The 16,483-nt window shown below is 64.1% G+C and carries 15 protein-coding genes; 9 read left to right on the top strand and 6 right to left on the bottom strand.

Annotated elements, in window-relative coordinates; genetic code table 11:
* Positions 1–167: 167 nt before the first annotated feature.
* The 3 genes from ACYP2A_RS05930 to ACYP2A_RS05940 all read right to left on the bottom strand — a co-directional run bounded on the left by ACYP2A_RS05930 (position 168) and on the right by ACYP2A_RS05940 (position 4,281).
* Positions 168–2,201, bottom strand: coding sequence for a TonB-dependent receptor (locus ACYP2A_RS05930; RefSeq protein WP_459743624.1), 2,034 nt, complete (start codon positions 2,199–2,201; stop codon positions 168–170).
* 77 nt (positions 2,202–2,278) lie between these two features.
* The gene (locus ACYP2A_RS05935) at positions 2,279–3,430 is read right to left on the bottom strand and encodes a phytanoyl-CoA dioxygenase family protein (RefSeq protein ID WP_459743626.1); all 1,152 of its coding nucleotides are present in this window, start codon (positions 3,428–3,430) and stop codon (positions 2,279–2,281) included.
* Positions 3,427–4,281, bottom strand: coding sequence for an SDR family oxidoreductase (locus ACYP2A_RS05940; RefSeq protein ID WP_459743628.1), 855 nt, complete (start codon positions 4,279–4,281; stop codon positions 3,427–3,429). The genes ACYP2A_RS05935 and ACYP2A_RS05940 overlap by 4 nt, the downstream gene beginning before the upstream one ends.
* A gap of 126 nt (positions 4,282–4,407) precedes the next feature.
* Between ACYP2A_RS05940 and ACYP2A_RS05945 the strand changes: the two genes are divergently transcribed.
* The gene (locus tag ACYP2A_RS05945) at positions 4,408–5,430 is read left to right on the top strand and encodes a LacI family DNA-binding transcriptional regulator (RefSeq protein WP_459743839.1); all 1,023 of its coding nucleotides are present in this window, start codon (positions 4,408–4,410) and stop codon (positions 5,428–5,430) included.
* A gap of 1 nt (position 5,431) precedes the next feature.
* Here the strand turns inward: ACYP2A_RS05945 and ACYP2A_RS05950 are convergent, their stop codons facing one another.
* From ACYP2A_RS05950 to ACYP2A_RS05960, 3 genes are read right to left on the bottom strand one after another with little or no spacing between them, the layout of a single operon-like run.
* Positions 5,432–6,763, bottom strand: coding sequence for an OprD family porin (locus ACYP2A_RS05950; protein WP_459743629.1), 1,332 nt, complete (start codon positions 6,761–6,763; stop codon positions 5,432–5,434).
* A 55-nt stretch (positions 6,764–6,818) separates the two neighbouring features.
* The gene (locus ACYP2A_RS05955; RefSeq protein ID WP_459743630.1) at positions 6,819–8,345 is read right to left on the bottom strand and encodes an MFS transporter; all 1,527 of its coding nucleotides are present in this window, start codon (positions 8,343–8,345) and stop codon (positions 6,819–6,821) included.
* Between the two features lie 9 nt (positions 8,346–8,354).
* Positions 8,355–9,563: an aspartate transaminase gene (locus tag ACYP2A_RS05960; protein WP_459743632.1), complete on the bottom strand. Its 1,209-nt coding sequence runs from the start codon at positions 9,561–9,563 to the stop codon at positions 8,355–8,357.
* 275 nt (positions 9,564–9,838) lie between these two features.
* On the opposite strand from ACYP2A_RS05960, the gene nac reads away from it, so the two are divergent.
* The 8 genes from nac (at position 9,839) to ACYP2A_RS06000 (ending at position 16,381) form a co-directional block, all read left to right on the top strand.
* Positions 9,839–10,750: a nitrogen assimilation transcriptional regulator NAC gene (gene nac / locus ACYP2A_RS05965; protein ID WP_459743633.1), complete on the top strand. Its 912-nt coding sequence runs from the start codon at positions 9,839–9,841 to the stop codon at positions 10,748–10,750.
* A gap of 112 nt (positions 10,751–10,862) precedes the next feature.
* A complete protein-coding gene (locus ACYP2A_RS05970) occupies positions 10,863–11,294 on the top strand; it encodes an acetyl-CoA carboxylase biotin carboxyl carrier protein (RefSeq protein WP_459743634.1) in 432 nt (143 codons plus the stop codon).
* Between the two features lie 41 nt (positions 11,295–11,335).
* A complete protein-coding gene (gene accC / locus ACYP2A_RS05975) occupies positions 11,336–12,688 on the top strand; it encodes an acetyl-CoA carboxylase biotin carboxylase subunit (RefSeq protein WP_459743636.1) in 1,353 nt (450 codons plus the stop codon).
* A complete protein-coding gene (gene pxpB, locus ACYP2A_RS05980) occupies positions 12,685–13,350 on the top strand; it encodes a 5-oxoprolinase subunit PxpB (RefSeq protein WP_459743638.1) in 666 nt (221 codons plus the stop codon). The genes accC and pxpB overlap by 4 nt, the downstream gene beginning before the upstream one ends.
* The gene (locus tag ACYP2A_RS05985) at positions 13,347–14,318 is read left to right on the top strand and encodes a 5-oxoprolinase subunit C family protein (protein ID WP_459743640.1); all 972 of its coding nucleotides are present in this window, start codon (positions 13,347–13,349) and stop codon (positions 14,316–14,318) included. The genes pxpB and ACYP2A_RS05985 overlap by 4 nt, the downstream gene beginning before the upstream one ends.
* Complete coding sequence (locus tag ACYP2A_RS05990; protein ID WP_459743642.1) at positions 14,318–14,728, top strand: biotin/lipoyl-containing protein; 411 nt, start codon at positions 14,318–14,320, stop codon at positions 14,726–14,728. The genes ACYP2A_RS05985 and ACYP2A_RS05990 overlap by 1 nt, the downstream gene beginning before the upstream one ends.
* On the top strand, positions 14,729–15,502 hold the full coding sequence (locus ACYP2A_RS05995) for a LamB/YcsF family protein (RefSeq protein ID WP_459743644.1): 774 nt from the start codon (positions 14,729–14,731) through the stop codon (positions 15,500–15,502).
* A gap of 126 nt (positions 15,503–15,628) precedes the next feature.
* Entirely contained in the window at positions 15,629–16,381 is a 753-nt protein-coding gene (locus ACYP2A_RS06000; RefSeq protein ID WP_459743646.1) for an SDR family oxidoreductase, read from the top strand.
* The last annotated feature ends 102 nt before the right edge of the window (positions 16,382–16,483 follow it).

Genomic DNA, 16,483 nt, shown 5'->3' on the forward strand with positions numbered 1-16,483 from the left:
CCCCGTAATTTCGGCAGCAGAGAAGGCTGGTTTCTCTGAAGTAGAGACGACAGACAGGCTTGTCGGATTCTGAACCCAAGGTGAGAGCCCGGAGCTAAAGAATCGCTGCGACTACTCCTCATCAATACTCGAAAGGCGTCCGTCAGGACGCCTTTTTGATTACTCCCTTAAAAACTCATCTTCACCCCCGCCTGCACACTGCGCCCGGCTGCCGGCACCTCATCCCTCAGAATCGAACTGGCATAGCGCACCGTCTGGTTGTTCAGATTGTCGCCTTTGACAAACGCCAGCCACTCGCTTTGCCCCACATCGAAGCGATAGCCGAGGCTGGCATTGAGGGTGGTGTAGCCGCCGGTGTCGCTTTCGGCTTGCGGTACGCGGTGCTGGGCGCTGGCGTGTTCGGCGCCGACGCTGGCTTGCCACTGATTGTAGTCCCACAGCAGCGCGGTGTTCAGGCGCAGGGGCGAGATGCGTGGCAGTGGCTCGCCGGTGTCGCGGTTGTTGGCGCGGGTGTAGTCGGCCGAGCTTTGCAGGGCGAAGTTGCCGTACGGGGTTTGTGCCAGGCGCCAGTGGTCCTGGGCTTCGATGCCCCAGAAATCGGCTTTCACGCCGCTGTACAGGTACTCGGGCAGGGCATCGTCATCACCGGCGGCGACTTCTTCGCCGTCGTCGTTGAGGTAGCGGCCGCTGCCCAACAGGCCGATGTAGTTCGAGAAGCGGCTGTAGAAGACTCCGACGCTGCCTTTGTGCGTGCCGTTGTCGAAACGCAGGGCGAGGTCGGTGGACCAGGATTTTTCCTTCTCGGCATTGGCATCGCCCACTTCATAGGTGCCGGTCGCCTCATGCGGGCCATTGGCGTACAGCTCGTAGAAGGTCGGCGCTCGCTCGGTGTAGCTCAGGGTGCTGGCCAGCGACCAGATATCGGTCAGCTTGTAGATCGCGCCGAACGACAGACTGCCGGCGGTAAAGCTGTGGCTGGCGTCGCTGCCCTCGAAGCGTTCGTTGCCGTCGGCATCCGGGCGCAGGCGTGTGTGCTCCAGGCGGCCGCCCAGAGTCAGGTCGAGACGCTCGGTGGCTTGCCAGTTTTCCAGCACGAATAGCGCGGCGCTGTCAGTGTCGGTGCGCGGCACGAAGGCTTCGGCGCCCAGCGCCTGGAACTGGCTGCTGGCGACCTGCGCGCCGACCACGCCTTCCAGCGGGCCGATGGGTTTATGCCGCGCTTCGATGCGGGCTTCATAGCCATCGTTCTTGAACACGGTGCCGGTTTCGCCGTCTTCGATCTCGCGGTGTTCATAGGTGGTGTGGCCGAAATCCAGCTTCACCGAACTGAACGGGCCGTCGAGGTCGCGGATTTCCGAGGCCAGCGCGTAATGGCGCTGTTCCATGTCGATGCGCACCGCGTCTTCGGCCGGCGAGCCGTAGTTGCTGTCGTACTCGTCGTAAGACAGGCCGACATAACCGTGATCCCAATGGTAAGCGCCGCCGATGGCACCGCCGTCCTGGCGGCCATCGCTGTTGGCCACGCGGTGCTTGCTGTCGTCGTCGATGGCGCGCTGATCCCGCGAACGGGCGTAGCCGGGAATGCGCAGGTCGTTGAACTCGCGCGAGTTGGCGTCCAGGTGCAGGGCAAAATTGCCGTCACCGGCTTCCAGTTTGCCGGCGCTGCTGCGCGTGGTGTCCGCGCCGCCATAGCGCAATTCGCCGCCGCCATGGACGCCGTGAACCGGTTCGGTGGGGATGCGGTTGTCGAAGGTATTGACCACGCCGCCGACCGCGCTGCCGCCATACAACAAGGCGGCCGGGCCGCGTACGACCTCGATGCGCTCGGCGTTGGCCGCGTCGTACGGCACCGCATGGTCATAGGACAGCGACGAGGCATCCAGCGCGCCGGTGCCGTTGCGCAGGATGCGGATACGGTCGCCATCGAAGCCGCGAATCACCGGCCGGCTGGCCGCCGGGCCAAAGTAGGTCGACGACACGCCGGGCAGGGTATTGAGCGTCTCGCCCAGTTGCGCCGACTGGCGCAGGGTCAACTGATCGCCTTCCACCACGCTGGTCGGCGACGCCAGGGTGGCGCTGCCCAGCGGGTTGGCGGTGATCACCTGCGGGTCGAGCACGACGGCCTGGGCCGCATAAACCGGCTGGGCGACGAGCAGCGCGGCGGCGAGTGTGGAAAGCGGGAAGGCGAATCGGGCGAGCATTGAAGTGTTCCTTACGGTTTGAATTGTTATGTTATAACATAACAATAATCCGTCCAGATGAAACTTCGTGCCCGCCCTCAAGGACGTCGCTTGTTGCGCATCACCTCCACGTGTTCGGCAAATTCGTTGAACGGGCGGCGTTCGCTCAGTGCTTGATGCATCCACTGCTGCCCGGTCATGGGTGCCAGCCCTTGCAGGGGCGGGTCGCTGTCGAGGTTGGTAGGAAACGCATAGCCTTGCGCTGCGCTGGCAATGACCGCGTTCAGCGCCGTGGCGTCGAGCGTTTGCTGCTCGAGTCGCCCAAGCAGGTACGGGTAAACGGCAAGCATCATGCGGTCATGGTCCAGTGCTTCCATCGGCTTGCCGAACGCCGAAGAGATCTGCAGCAGGTTGGCCATGCGCTGCCGGTCGGCGGTGCGATTGGTACCGGCGGCATGCATCAACGCCGGGTTGAAGAACAGCAGGTCGCCCTTGTGCAGCGGCAATTGCACGGCACGGGCCTGGAAATACTCGATGAAGGCCTGATTGCGCCAGGCCATATAGCCGGCCTCGTACTGCTGGGAAAATGGCAGCAGCAGGGTCGGACCTGTTTCCACCGGCATGTCGCTGTGCGCGACGGCGCCTTGCAACGTCAGGTACTGGCTCATGACCTGTACGTCGAGTGGATAGTGTTGCAACACCTCAAGGGTCTGAAAGCCCAGGTGATAGTCGCGATGCGGTTGTTGCGCCTGGCCGCCGGGACGTACCACGTTAACTTGCGCGGTGACCTGGTAGTACGGCCCTAGCCAGGCCTGGGCGACCAGTCCGATCAGCGGGTTGCTGTAGTAGTCGATAAACGACTCGGGTGAGCGCAGGGCGGCTTTTTGCAAGGCGTTCCAGATGCGCCCGTTGGCGCCGCTTTGGGCAAAGTGATCGCCGCCGCTGGCGTGCCGTGCTTCATCGTCGAGGATGTCTTCGAATACCGCGCTGTGTTGGTCGATAACCGCCATGTCAGTGAAGCCCTGACGGATCACCACCACACCTGGTCCATGACGGAACAGCCGATGCAACTCGCTCATCAGCGGCTTCGGGTCATCGTTCAGCGCCCGATGCAGGGTGTCGGCCTGATAGATCGGCACGTTGCTCAGCACACTGTCGCACTGTGGGTAGTCGGCTGCGCGGGTGGTTTGCTCGCACAGCGTGGCAAAGGTTTGCAGGCACAGATCGTTATGGCTCACATAGCGGCTCATGGCTGCACACCCGCTGCTGGCCATTGCAGGGCGCTTTGCGGGCGAGGGGCGGTCTCTTCGCCGCAACCGATCACGCCTTGTTCTAGGTCGGTAACCGTGCCGGTTTGCAGGCCGGATTCGGTCGATAGCAAAAACGCTACATGGCGGGCAACTTCTTCGGGTTTGAGCAGCCGGCCAAACGGCTGCGCCCGCTCGGCCTCGGCCAGCCAGCCGTCTTGGGCACCGTGGTAATGACGCTGGATTTCATCCTCGTGCGGGGTGTCCATCCAGCCGATGTTCAGGCCATTGATCCGGATGCGGTTGCGCAAGGTGCTGAACGCCACGTTTTTAGTCAGGATCGCCAACGCGCCTTTGGACGCGCTGTAGGCTGTCAGGCCCACCGGCCCGCCGTGGGCGACGATGCTCTGGATATTGACGATCGAGCCTGCGATACCGTCGCGGATCATCAGCTTTATCGCCTCCTGCATGAGAAAAAAAGGCGCCCGCACATTCACTGCAAACAGGGCGTCAAAGCGCTCGGGCGAGGTGTCGAGAATACTGCCGCGATCTGACATGCCGGCGCAGTTCACCAGCCCGTGCAGCCGGCCAAAATGCCGGTCGGCGGCGGCGATGATGCGCTGGCAGTCCTCGACCCGCTCCAGATCGGCTTCGATGAACACCGCCTGGCAGTCGAGCGCGGCGAGTTTCTCGACCTGTTGCTGGCCCTTGGCGCGACTGCGCCCGCACAGTGTCAGCCCGGCGGCGCCGCGCTTTGCCAGAGTATGTGCGACTGCGGCGCCCAGGCCTTGAGTGCTGCCGGTAACGACAAAAAACTGCCCGGCGAAGGGGCGTGTGAGATCTGTATGCGACATGGATGTTCTCCTGTTTATTGTTATGAGCTGTACACCTTTCGAGGCTGAGACTAGCATCGGATAAGCCTCAAAATAGCGCTGAAAGACCTCAAGAAAACCTCATGTCAGGAGTTCACCATGACCTCGCTGCTCGACCGCGCCGGGCGTTATTCCATCAAGCAACTGGCGGCGCAGGCCGGGGTCAGCAAAGCCACGGTCGACCGCATGCTGCACGGCCGTGCCGGCGTGCATGCACAGACCGGCCGGCGCATCGAACAGGCGCTCGATGAACTTGAAGCCCAGGAACGCACCGGCCTTGCGGTGGGGCGCACCCTGCATGTCGACGTCATCATGCACACGCCGACCCGGTTCAGTGACGCGGTGCGCGGGGCTATCAATGCGCAACTGGGCAGCCTGGCACCGTTTCGGTTATTCCCGCGTTTTCATCTGTTCGAAGACATCGACAGCCTGCGCATGGCCGAGCTGATTCAGCGCTGCGTGGACAATGGCTCTCAGGGCATCGTGCTCAAGGCCGCCGATGAACCTGCCGTCAACCAGGCGGTAAACCAGGCCATGAGTGCTGGTGTGCCCGTGGTCACGCTGGTCACCGACCTGCCGCAAAGCACGCGTCTGGGCTATGTCGGGATGAACAACCGCACGGCCGGGCAGACCGCTGCCTATCTGTTGTCGCGCTGGCTGGACCCGGCACCCCAGCCGGTGGCCGTGGTACTGAGCAACGATCTGTTTCGTGGAGAAGAAGAAAGAGAAGTGGGCTTTCGCAGTTGGCTGCGTGCCCGTGCGGCGCATTTGCAGGTGCTGGATATCAGCGGTGGCGGCGGGGTGTATGCACCGACCTTTGAGCGGGTCAGCGAAGCGCTGATGGATTACCCGACGCTCAAGGCGGTGTACAGCGTCGGCGGCGGCAACCGGGCGATTGTCGACGCCTTTGCGGCACAAGGCCGTAGCCTGGCGGTGTTCGTCGGCCATGATCTGGATGAAGAAAACCGCCAGCTACTGGCTGAGGAGAGGATCGCGGCGATCATCGACCATCCGCTGCAAACCGATGCCCGGCATGTATTGATGCACATCCTGCAGTTTCACCGGCTGTTGAAGCGCGAGCCGATTCCGCCGTCACCGGTGAACATCGTCACGCCCTTCAGCCTGATGTGATTCAGAAAATATTGATCGGGTAGCTGACGATCACTCGATGCTCATCCGCGTCGCGCTGGCTGACGTAGCCGGTGCGCAACTGCGCGTGACGCAGGGCGACGGTGAGGTTCTTGGCCGGGCCCGATTGCACTGCGTAGCTGAGTGTGACGTTGCGTTCCCATTCTTTTTCGTCGCCGCTGACGGTCTTGATGTGCGAGCCGCTTTCATACATGGCCAGGAAGGTCAGGCCCGGTACGCCCGCCTTGGCGAAGTCATAGCCGTAGCGCACCTGCCAGGTGCGTTCGCCGGCGCGCTGGAATTTGCCGATCATCGATTCGGTCATGAAATAGGCGGTCGAGCCGTCGCCCTGATTGAGCCATACCGCATCGCTGTCGCCGCTGACCACCTGATACCCGGCGGCCAGGGTGTGGCCCTCGATCAGGTAGGTGAACATCGCGCTGGACAGGCGGCTGTCGACCTTGCCCTTGGTCACGCCGTTGCCGTAATAGCCGACCGTGTAATACGCAGGGTTATTGCCGTTGGCGCCGTCGGAGCGGTTATCGAAGTGACGCAGGTCGGTGCGCAGCGTGCCGGGGCCGACCGGCAGTTCGTACTTCAGACCCAGAAAGTGCTGTTTGTAGAAGTCTTCGAGGTTGCCGTAGTAGTACTGCAGCGTCAGGTCCTTGACCGGTTTGTAGTCGACGCCGGCGTAATAGAACTTGTTGACGAACTCGCCGGTCAGCGCGTTGTTGGCGCCGGGGATCGACATGCCCATCTGGTTGGTCGAGCCACGGCCCATGACGTGTTCCAGCTGGCCGGCGGTAAAGGTGAAGTCGCTCAGGTCTTTGGACTGGATCTGCCCGCCGCGAAAGGTCTGTTGCAGCATGCGGTCGGTGGACATCACCACCGGCAGCATGGGCACCAGCGTGCCGTATTTCAGTTCGGTCTGCGAGATTTTGGCCTTGAGTGTCGCGCCCAGGCTGCTGAACTCGTCCACCGCACGGCCGTCGCTGTCAGTGGGAAAGATGTTGCCGTTGAACGCCGAACTGGTCGGGTTGTAGTGACGGCCCTTGCCCGAGTCCAGGCGGATACCCAATTGACCGAACGCATCGACACCGAAGCCCACCACGCCCTGGGTGTAGCCCGATTGCACGTTGAGCATGAAACCCTGGCCCCATTCCTGGGTGTAGTTAGGGTCGGCTGCGCCACTGCGGTTGTCGGCATTGCTGAAGAAGTTGCGCGCCAGAATGCTGGCCTTGGTGTCTTCCACGAAACCTGCAGCCTGGCTTTGTTGCGCGATCATCAGGCCACAGAGGCCGGCAATGACAGTGGGCGTGCGATTGATACGCTCCATCGGTTCATCCTCAATTATGTAGTCAAGTGTGGGGAGAGGCAGGGCAGGGCGGCAGTCAGGTCTTTTCTTGTTGTTCACGGGTCAGCGTCACCGCTGGCAGTCGATACAGCACGTACAGGGCTACGCAGCCCAGGGCGGCGCAGAGCAACAGGCCGACATCCAGCGAATGCGCCAGCGCGGCGCGGGCGATGGGCAGGGCGCTGTCGCTTTCAGGCTGGAGTGTTCGCAGCAGCACTTGCGGGTCGCTCAAGCGCGCCAGGGCGTGGCTTTGCCCGGCAGCGTCAAGGGCGCGTTGCAGGTCGCTGAGGTACAGCCACTTGACCAGTGCGCCCATGATCGCGGTGCCGAGCAATCCGCCGACCAGGCGCAGCGACTGGGTCAGCGCGGTGGCGATGCCCAGCAGCGGGCGCGCAGCCAGGGTCTGGGTAAACACCGTGAGGTTGAGCAGGATGAAACCCAGCCCGAGACCGGCCAGCAGAATCAGCATCAGCAATGTGTGAAAACTGCCGCGCAGGCCGAGGGTTGCCAGCGCCACACAGGCCAGCGACAAGGCGACGAAGCCTGCCAGTGGCACCCGGTTGGGGTTTTGCAGGCGGGTCACCAGCCGACTGTTGACGATGGCGCCCAAAGTGATGCTCAGCGCCAGCGGTGTGATCAGCAGGCCGGCTTCTTGCGGCGAATAGCCGTAGCTGCCCTGCAACAGCAGCGGCAGATAGAACAGCAGGGTGAACATGATCGCGCCGGCAATCATCGACAGCCCGAACAGGCGGCGCAGGCTGGGGCTGGCGAACAGGGCAGCCGGCAGCAAGGCATGCTGACAGCGCCGTTCCCACCACCACAGGCCCAGCAATGCGGCCGCCGCCAGCACGCCCAGGGTGATGCTCAACACGCCATCGCTGTGGCCCAGCCACTGCACGAACAGTTGCAGGCTGCCCAGCAGCACGACGATCAGCAGTGCGCCGAGCCAGTCGAGGCGAATCGCGCCGCTGTGTTGCGGGCGATACCACGGCAGAAAACGCCAGGCCATGACAAAGGCCAGACAGCCCAGCGGCAGGTTGAGCCAGAACACCGAGCGCCAGCCGAACTCGCCGGTCAGGTAGCCGCCCAGTCCCGGCCCGATGGCATTGATGACACTGAACATGGCACTGAGCAGCACTTGCCAGCGCAAGCGCTGCGCGGTGTCGGGAAACAGTTCGGGCACACACGCAAAGGCGGTGCCGATCAGCATGCCGCCGCCGATGCCTTGCAGTGCGCGGCCCACGATCAAGACCCACATGTCGTGGGCCAGGGCGCAGGCCAGCGAGGCGAGGGTGAAGATCAGCGTGGCGGCCAGCACGAACGGCTTGCGTCCATAAAAATCGCCCAGCCGGCCAAAGATCGGAATGGTGACGATCGAGGCCAGCAAGTAACCGGTCGCGACCCAGGCGTACAGCTCAAAGCCATCGAGTTCGGCGACGATGCTCGGCAGCGCGTTGCCGATCACGGTCTGGTCCAGCGCCGACAGCATCAACACCAGCGACACGCCGAGCATGGCCAGCAAGGCTTGCCGGAAGGTCAAGGGCGATGGGCTCGGCGCGGTCATGGCGGCTCCTCAGCTCAGGGTCGCGACGGCGGCGGCAATCCGCGCGCAACCGGCTTCCAGGGTTTCCAGCGCCGTTGCGGTGGACATGCGGAAGAACGGCGCCAGCCCGTAAGCGGTGCCGGCCACCACGGCTACGCCCTGGCTTTCGAGCAGAAACAGCACCACGTCGGTGTCGGCTTCCAGCACCTGGCCGTCGGGGGTGCGCTTGCCGAGCAGGCCGGCGCAGTTGACGTACAGGTAGAACGCGCCGTCGGGCTGGATACAGCTCAGGCCGTCGATGGCGTTGATCAGCGTCAGGCAGCGATCACGGCGCTGGCGGTAGACCTGCACGCTGCTGGCCACGAAACTTTGGTCGCCTTCAAGCGCGGCAACGGCAGCGGCCTGGCTGACCGAGCAGGCATTGCTGGTCGATTGCGACTGCAAGGTGGCCATCGCGGTGATGATGTCTTTGGGGCCGGCGGCAAAGCCGATGCGCCAGCCGGTCATGGCGTAGGTCTTGGACACGCCATTGATGACCACGACGCGGTCGCGCAGGCGCGGCTCGACGGTCAGCAGATGGGTCAGCGGCTGGTCGTCGTAGCGGATGTGCTCGTAGATGTCGTCGGTCATCACCAGCACATCAGGGAAGTCGAGCAGCACATCGGCCAGCGCGCGCCACTCGGCGGCGCTGTAGGTCGCACCGGTCGGGTTGCTGGGCGAGTTGAGCAGCAGCCAGCGCGTACGCGGGGTGATGGCGGCGCGCAGTTGTTCGGCGCTCAGCTTGAACTGGTTGTGCTCCGGGCACGGCAACGTCACCGGGCGACCGTCGCAGGCCAGCACCATGTCCGGGTAAGAAACCCAGTAGGGCGCCGGGATCAGTACTTCGTCATCGGCACTTAACGTGGCGGCAAAGGCGTTGAAGATCGCCGCTTTGGCCCCGCTGGTGACTACCACTTCGGCGGCGCTGTACGCCAGGCCGTTTTCGCGTGCCAGCTTGGCGACGATGGCCTCACGCAGGGCCGTGGTGCCAGCATTCAAGGTGTAGCGGGTTTCGCCCTTTTCGATGGCCGCGCTGGCGGCCTGGCGGATGTGCGCCGGGGTATCAAAATCGGGCTCGCCGACCACCAGGTTGATGATCGAATGGCCGGCACGGCGCAACTCGTTGGCACGATCGGCCGCCGCGCTGCTGGGGGAAGGTTTGATACGGAGCACGCGGGCAGCGATGCGGGATGCGGTCACGGTGGCATTCCTCGTTGATGGCCTTGACGAGGACTACGTTACGAGCCCGGCGCAGGCTGCCCATAAGACGAGTTCGTTCTGGTTTGATAGGCAGCGCTTATGACCCGCGATGAACCTGGCATGCGCCAAAATAGTGCGCGCAGTGTTTGCTGGGGCTACGGGCGGTTATGCCTTGAGGAGTTTCTGTCACCATAACCAACGCTTATGACGGCGCCGCAGGCAAGCTGGCCTGGCTCTTGCTGAGCAGGCAGGGTATCGATCCGGAAGTACCCGCCATGAACCTGCGCCGCCTGAAGTACTTTGTGAAAATCGTCGACATCGGCAGCCTGACCCAGGCCGCCGATGTACTGCACATCGCCCAGCCGGCCCTGAGTCAGCAACTGGTGACCCTGGAAGCCGAGATGCAGCAGCAATTGCTGATTCGCACCAAGCGCGGCGTCACGCCCACCGAGGCCGGCAAGGTCTTGTATGGCCATGCGCAGGTGATCCTGCGCCAGTGCGAGCAGGCGCAAAGCGACGTCAACACCAGCGGCCAGGCGCTGTCGGGGCCGGTGTCGGTGGGCCTGGCACCGGGTACGGCGGCGTCTTCGCTGTCGCTGCCCTTGCTCAAGCGGGTGCGCGAGCGGCATCCGGGCATTTTGCTCTACCTCAACGAAAACTTCGGCACCACGCTGAGCGAGCTGATCATGAACGGGCGCATGGACATGGCCGTGCTGTATGGCGGGCGCGAGGTGCATGGCCTGAGTTTCGTGCCCTTGCTGCGCGAGCAGTTGTTTCTGGTCAGCGGCGATCCGGCGATGGCCGACCGCGAGCAGATCGCGCTGGCCGAAGTCAGCGACATCGACCTGCTGCTGCCGCGCACCTACAACACCATGCGCCGGCTGGTGGACGAAGCCTTTGTGCGCATCGAGCGCAGTGCGCGGGTGATCGCCGAGATCGAATCGTCGACCAGCCTGGCCGCCGCCGTGGCCGACCGCTTTGGCGCGACGATTCTGCCCGAGTCGGCCGCGCGGGTACTGGCCGACACCCACGGCCTGCAGCTGTGCCACATCGTCGAGCCGGAGATCGAAGCACCGTTGGCGCTGTGCCTGTCGGGGCACCTGCCGCTGTCGGTGCCGGCCCAGGCAGTCAAGGCCATCCTGCTGGAACTGGTCGCCGAACTGCGCGGCAAGCAGCGTGAGGGCTGAGCGGTCATAAGGCGGCCTTATCTCTCCACATTCAATCCGTCTTGGTCTGGCAAAAACCGCCTCGATACATTGGCCTCAGCCACTTTTGTTATTGCCAGGCAAGGGCCCTCGCATGAAACCGGAACGAATCAAATCCCTGATCGACCTGATGGTCGAGTCCGACCTGAGCGAACTGTGCCTCAGCGAAGGCGATGCGCAATTGCGTCTGCTGCGCGAGCCGGGCCAGGCCGTTGCCAGCAACATGTTGCCAGCGGCGCCCATCGTCGCCGCCACTGTTCCTGCACCGGTTGCGCCACCGCCCGCCGCAACCGGCACTGACGTCTGCGCTTCGCTGTACGGCGTGTTGCACCTGACGCCGACGCCCGACCAGCCGCCGTTTGTCGAGGTCGGCGCGGCGGTGGAGGCCGGTCAGACCCTGGCGGTGATCGAGGCGATGAAGATGTTTCATCCCCTCAAGGCGCAGGTGGCCGGGGTGGTGAGCGCCATTCTGGTCAAGGGCGGCGAAGAGGTTCAGGCCGGTCAGGTGCTGATCCGTATCGGTTGAGCCGTGCTGGCTGCCCACCCATTTTCGAGTCGGGGTTTTTCATGTTCGACACAGTATTGATCGCCAACCGCGGAGAGATCGCCCTGCGCATCCTGCGCGCCTGCAAAGGCCTGGGGCTCAAGACGGTCGCGGTGTATTCCGAGGCCGATCGTGACGCCAGCTATGTGCAGCAGGCCGATGACGCGGTGTGCATCGGGCCGGCCGCGCCAGGCCAGAGTTACCTGAACCAGAGCGCCTTGCTGTATGCCGCACGGCTGACCGGCGCCCAGGCGATTCATCCGGGCTATGGCTTCCTGTCTGAGAACGCAGGCTTTGCCGAACGCATTGCCGAGCAGGGCCTGACCTTTATCGGCCCCAGTGCTGCGTGCATTCGGACCATGGGCGACAAGGTCGCGGCCAAGCGCGCCATGCGTCTGGCCGGCGTGCCGTGTGTGCCGGGGCCGGACAGCGCCTTGCCGAACGACCCGCAAGCGGTATTGGCCATCGCCGATGACATCGGTTACCCGGTGATCGTCAAGGCCGCCGGCGGCGGTGGCGGGCGTGGCATGCGCGTGGTGCATGAGGCCGGGCAGCTACTGGACGCCATTGCCATTACCGGTGAAGAAGCGCGCCGCGCCTTCGGCAATCCCGAGCTGTACATCGAGAAGTTTCTTGGTACGCCGCGCCATGTCGAAATCCAGGTGCTCTGCGATGCCTATGGCCACGCCCTATGGCTGGGCTCGCGGGACTGCTCGATGCAGCGCCGTCACCAGAAAGTGCTTGAGGAGGCGCCGGCACCGGGCATCGATCCTGCGCTGATTGCCCGCGTGGGTGAGCGCTGCGCCGAGGCCTGCCGGCAGATCGGTTATCAGGGCGTGGGCACTTTCGAGTTTCTGTTCGAGCACGGCGAGTTTTATTTCATCGAAATGAACACCCGTCTGCAGGTCGAGCACCCGGTCACCGAGGCCACCAGCGGTATCGACATTGTCCAGCAACAGATCCGCATGGCCATGGGTGAACGCCTGACGCTGACCCAGGCCGACATTGGCGTACACGGCCACTCGCTGGAGTGCCGGATCAACGCCGAAGACCCGCGCAGCTTCATGCCGACGCCGGGCCTGGTGACGCGCTGGGTGGTGCCGGGCGGGTTTGGCGTGCGCGTCGATTCGCACGTCAGCCAGGGCTATCGCGTGCCGCCGTATTACGACTCGATGGTGGCCAAGGTCATCACCCATGGCGCGACCCGCGCCGAGGCCCTGGCGCGCATGCGCCTGGCCCTGAGCGAGATGCAGGTCGAGGGCATCGCCACCAACATCGAGCTGCACCGCGACATCCTTGAAGACCCGGTGTTCTGCGCTGGCGACATGGACATCCATCACCTTGAACACTGGTTACAGACCCGGAGCCAACCATGAGCCGCCTGGCCGCTGCACCGTCTATCAGCCTGCTGGGCACCACGGCCTTGTTGCTCGAAGCGCCCGGTGAACTCGATTTATTGCCCCAGCAACGTATCTGGGCGCTGGCGCGCCAGATCAAGGACTGGCCCGAAGTTGGCGAGGCCGTGCCGGGCATGAACAACCTGATGTTGACCCTGCGCACGCCGCCCCGCGACCTGTCCGGCCTGCGCACGCGGCTGCTGGAAGCGTGGGAAGCGTGCCAGGCGCTGCCGCTGCAAGGCCGCATCGTCGAGTTGTCGGTGGTCTACGGCGGCGACGACGGCCCGCACATGAATGACGTGATCGCCCACACCGGACTGGACATCGAGACCATCGCCAACCTGCATTGCGAGCCGTTGTACCCGGTGTATGCCTTGGGCAGCCACCCCGGCTACTGCTACCTGGGTGGCATGGACCCGCGTCTGGCCACGCCACGGCGCAAGGTGCCGGTGCTGAACATCGGTGCCGGCGCGGTTTCCATCGGCGGCGTGCAGACCGGCATTTCGGCCTCGGCCGGCCCTAGCGGCTGGAACACCATCGGCCGTACCGAAATGGTTTTCTTCGACACCGAGCAAGACCCGCCCGCGCTGTTACAACCCGGCGACCAGTTACGTTTGCGCATAGAGAGGATCATCCGATGATCGAGATTATCAGCGCCACCGCCCTGGCCACGGTCCAGGATCTGGGACGCCTGGGCAGCCTGGGCTTTGGCGTCGGCACTTCGGGGGCGATGGACAGCCTGTCGCTGCGCCTGGGCAACCTGTTGCTGGGCAACGACGAGGGCGCGGCGGCCATCGAGATTCCGCTGTTTCCGTTTCAGGTGCGCTTTGTCGAAGACTGCGCGTTCGCGGTGACCGGCGCGACCTGCGCGGCAACGCTGGACGGCGCACGGCTGCCCGGCAACTGGATGGCCCAGGCACGCAAGGGCCAGGTATTGAACCTCAATTACCCGAGCGCTGGCAGCCGGGCTTACCTGTGCCTGGCCGGCGGCATCGATGTGCCGTTGGTGCTGGGCTCGCGCAGCACCCAACTGCGCGGCGCCTTCGGTGGCTGGCAGGGGCGGGCGCTGGCGCAGGGCGACCGGCTGGCGGCAGGCTTGCCGGGTCTGTCTGCGCTGAGCGACTTCGGCCTGGAGTCGCCGCTCAGCGCCCTGCCGCTGACGGTCGATGGCTTGCCTGCGGTGCGCGTGCTGCCAGCCGCCGAATATGAATGCTTCAGCCCCGATGCGCGCGCCGGCTTCTTTGCCAGCCCGTGGAAGATCACCACCCAGAGCAATCGCTACGGTTATCGCCTCGAAGGCACGCCGTTACTGCCCGAACGGCCGCTGGAGATTCGCTCGCACGGCATCGTGCCCGGTGTGATCCAGGTGCCGCACGGCGGCCAGCCCATCGTGCAGATGCGCGATGCCCAGCCCAGCGGCGGCTACCCGAAATTCGCCACCGTGATCGAGGCCGACCTGTGGCGCCTCGGCCAGGCACCGATTGGCAGCCAGGTGCGCTTTGTCGAATGCAGCTATGAGCAAGCCGTCGACGCGCTGGACGAGCATCGCACCTTCATCGACGACGCCCGCCGCCTGCTGGCGCTGCGCAGCCTGCAAGGAAATCACTGATGGATATCCGCGAAATCCGACAACTGGCGACCTGGCTGGGCGAAGCGCAACTGAGCGCGCTGGAACTCAAGCGTCCGGGTCTGGAACTGTTCATCAAGCGCAGTCAGGTTGCCCACATTCCTCGTAGGAGCTGCTTCAGCAGCGAAGATCACGAAAGCCGCGCACCGGCTCATGAGCGCCTCAACTCACCCCAAGCCGGCCTGTTCATCCTGTACCGCCCCGACGAACGCAGCGCCTATGCACAGCCCGGCGAAACCATCGAGGCCGGGCAACTGCTGGGCCTGCTGAAAATCGGCGGTCTGTACCTGCCGGTGCGCAGCAGCATGGCCGGCAAGTTGATTCGCTTTATTGCCCAAGACGGCGAGCAGGTCGGTTACGGCCAGCCGCTGCTTGAACTGGAGGCTTGCTGAATGCGCATCGACTTGAACGCTGACCTGGGCGAAGGCTTCGGCCCCTGGCGCATGGGCGAGGATGAAGCGCTGATGCCGCTGATTTCCTCGGCCAATGTCGCCTGCGGATTTCATGCCGGCGACCCGACGATCATGGACGCCACGGTGCGCCGCGCCAAAGCGCTGGGCATCGATCTGGGCGCGCACGTGGGCTTTCCCGACCTGCAAGGCTTTGGCCGGCGGCGCATGAACATCGACATCCCGGAGCTGTGCAACCTGGTGGTTTATCAGTTGGGGGCTTTGGCCGGTATTGCGACAGCGGCCGATTACCGTGTCACGCACATGAGCTTTCATGGCGCGCTGGGCAATATGGCCGCCGCCGATGCCGCGCTGGCCGCGCCGCTGATTGAGGCCGTGGCGCGTTTCGATCCGCAGATCATCATCAGCTCGTCGAGCAGCGTGGCCATCGAGAGCGCCGCCGAGCGTTGCGGCCTACGGGTGGCCACGACGTTTCTGGCCGACCGGGCCTATGACGAAAGCGGCCTGCTGGTGCCACGCGGCATCGAAGGCGCGGTGATCAAGGACGCCGCGCAAGTGATGGCGCGGGTCGTGCAATTGCTGCAAGACGGCACGGTGACGACCTTGAGTGGCAAGACCATCGCCGCCAATGCCTGCTCGATCCTGCTGCACGGCGACACACCGGGCGCGGTCGAGCTGGCGCGGCAGATTCGCCACGGCATCGAAGCCAAGGGCGGCGTCATCACCCCGATTTCGCAACTCGTCCACCGGTCATAAGCGCACCTTATTGCCACACAACCATTGCGTCTTGGTCGCTGCGAGCCCGGCTCGTTAAAGTCCCAGACAAGGCGATTGCCACCCCCAAGACGGGACGTGATCCAAGCTCATTCGAGGAACTGTGATATGCCTTTTTCCGATTACAAAACAGCGCTGGTCACCGGCGCTTCTTCCGGTATCGGCGAGGCCGTGGTCGAACGCCTGTGTGCCGAAGGCCTTGAAGTGCATGCCCTGGCACGCAGTGCCGACAAGCTGGCGGCGCTGGCCGGGCGCACCGGTTGCATCGCGCATGCCATCGACGTCACGGATCTCGCCGGGCTGACCGCGTTGTTTGCGGCCCACACCTTCGATGTGGTGATCAACAATGCCGGTGTCGACCGTCCGGGTTCGTTGCTCAAGGCCGACGCCGAAGGCATCGATCTGCTGGTCGACGTCAACCTGCGCGCCGTCTTGCAGATCGCGCGCCTGGCGCTGCCGGGCATGGTCGAGCGCGACCGTGGCCATATCGTCAATATCAGCTCGATTGCCGCCGCCTATAACTTCGGCGGCAACGCCACTTACCACGCCACCAAGGCGGCGGTGAGTATGCTCTCCAAGCAATTGCGGGTCGATGCGTTCGGCAAGCGCGTGCGGGTCACCGAAATCTGTCCGGGCCGGGTCGCCACCGACATCTTCGCCCATGTCCACGGTGACTCCGAAGAAGTGCGCCAGCGCTTTATCGAAGGCTTCGAGCTGCCGGTGGCCGCCGACATCGCCAATGCCATTGCCTTTGCGATTGCCGCACCGGTGTCGGTGAATATCGGCCACATGGAAATCACCCCGACCCTGCAAGTGCCGGGCGGGTTGTCCACGGCGCGGCCGCAGGATTACGTCGGTTAAGCCACCGATTCTTCAATAGAACGGCGCTTTTTATAGAACGGCTCAAGCCGTCATCGCTGTACCGCGCCGCTGGCAACCGGCGGCGCCTTGCTCCTGCCCCAA

This window comes from Pseudomonas sp. 3A(2025), from assembly GCF_054589175.1.

Coding starts and splice junctions, on each gene's coding strand:
- ACYP2A_RS05955 (WP_459743630.1), bottom strand. CDS start 8,345: ATGACCGCGCCGAGCCCATCGCCCTTGACCTTCCGGCAAGCCTTGCTG.
- ACYP2A_RS05990 (WP_459743642.1), top strand. CDS start 14,318: ATGGATATCCGCGAAATCCGACAACTGGCGACCTGGCTGGGCGAAGCG.
- ACYP2A_RS05940 (WP_459743628.1), bottom strand. CDS start 4,281: ATGTCGCATACAGATCTCACACGCCCCTTCGCCGGGCAGTTTTTTGTC.
- ACYP2A_RS05935 (WP_459743626.1), bottom strand. CDS start 3,430: ATGAGCCGCTATGTGAGCCATAACGATCTGTGCCTGCAAACCTTTGCC.
- ACYP2A_RS05985 (WP_459743640.1), top strand. CDS start 13,347: ATGATCGAGATTATCAGCGCCACCGCCCTGGCCACGGTCCAGGATCTG.
- ACYP2A_RS05970 (WP_459743634.1), top strand. CDS start 10,863: ATGAAACCGGAACGAATCAAATCCCTGATCGACCTGATGGTCGAGTCC.
- ACYP2A_RS05930 (WP_459743624.1), bottom strand. CDS start 2,201: ATGCTCGCCCGATTCGCCTTCCCGCTTTCCACACTCGCCGCCGCGCTG.
- accC (WP_459743636.1), top strand. CDS start 11,336: ATGTTCGACACAGTATTGATCGCCAACCGCGGAGAGATCGCCCTGCGC.
- ACYP2A_RS05995 (WP_459743644.1), top strand. CDS start 14,729: ATGCGCATCGACTTGAACGCTGACCTGGGCGAAGGCTTCGGCCCCTGG.
- nac (WP_459743633.1), top strand. CDS start 9,839: ATGAACCTGCGCCGCCTGAAGTACTTTGTGAAAATCGTCGACATCGGC.
- ACYP2A_RS06000 (WP_459743646.1), top strand. CDS start 15,629: ATGCCTTTTTCCGATTACAAAACAGCGCTGGTCACCGGCGCTTCTTCC.
- pxpB (WP_459743638.1), top strand. CDS start 12,685: ATGAGCCGCCTGGCCGCTGCACCGTCTATCAGCCTGCTGGGCACCACG.
- ACYP2A_RS05950 (WP_459743629.1), bottom strand. CDS start 6,763: ATGGAGCGTATCAATCGCACGCCCACTGTCATTGCCGGCCTCTGTGGC.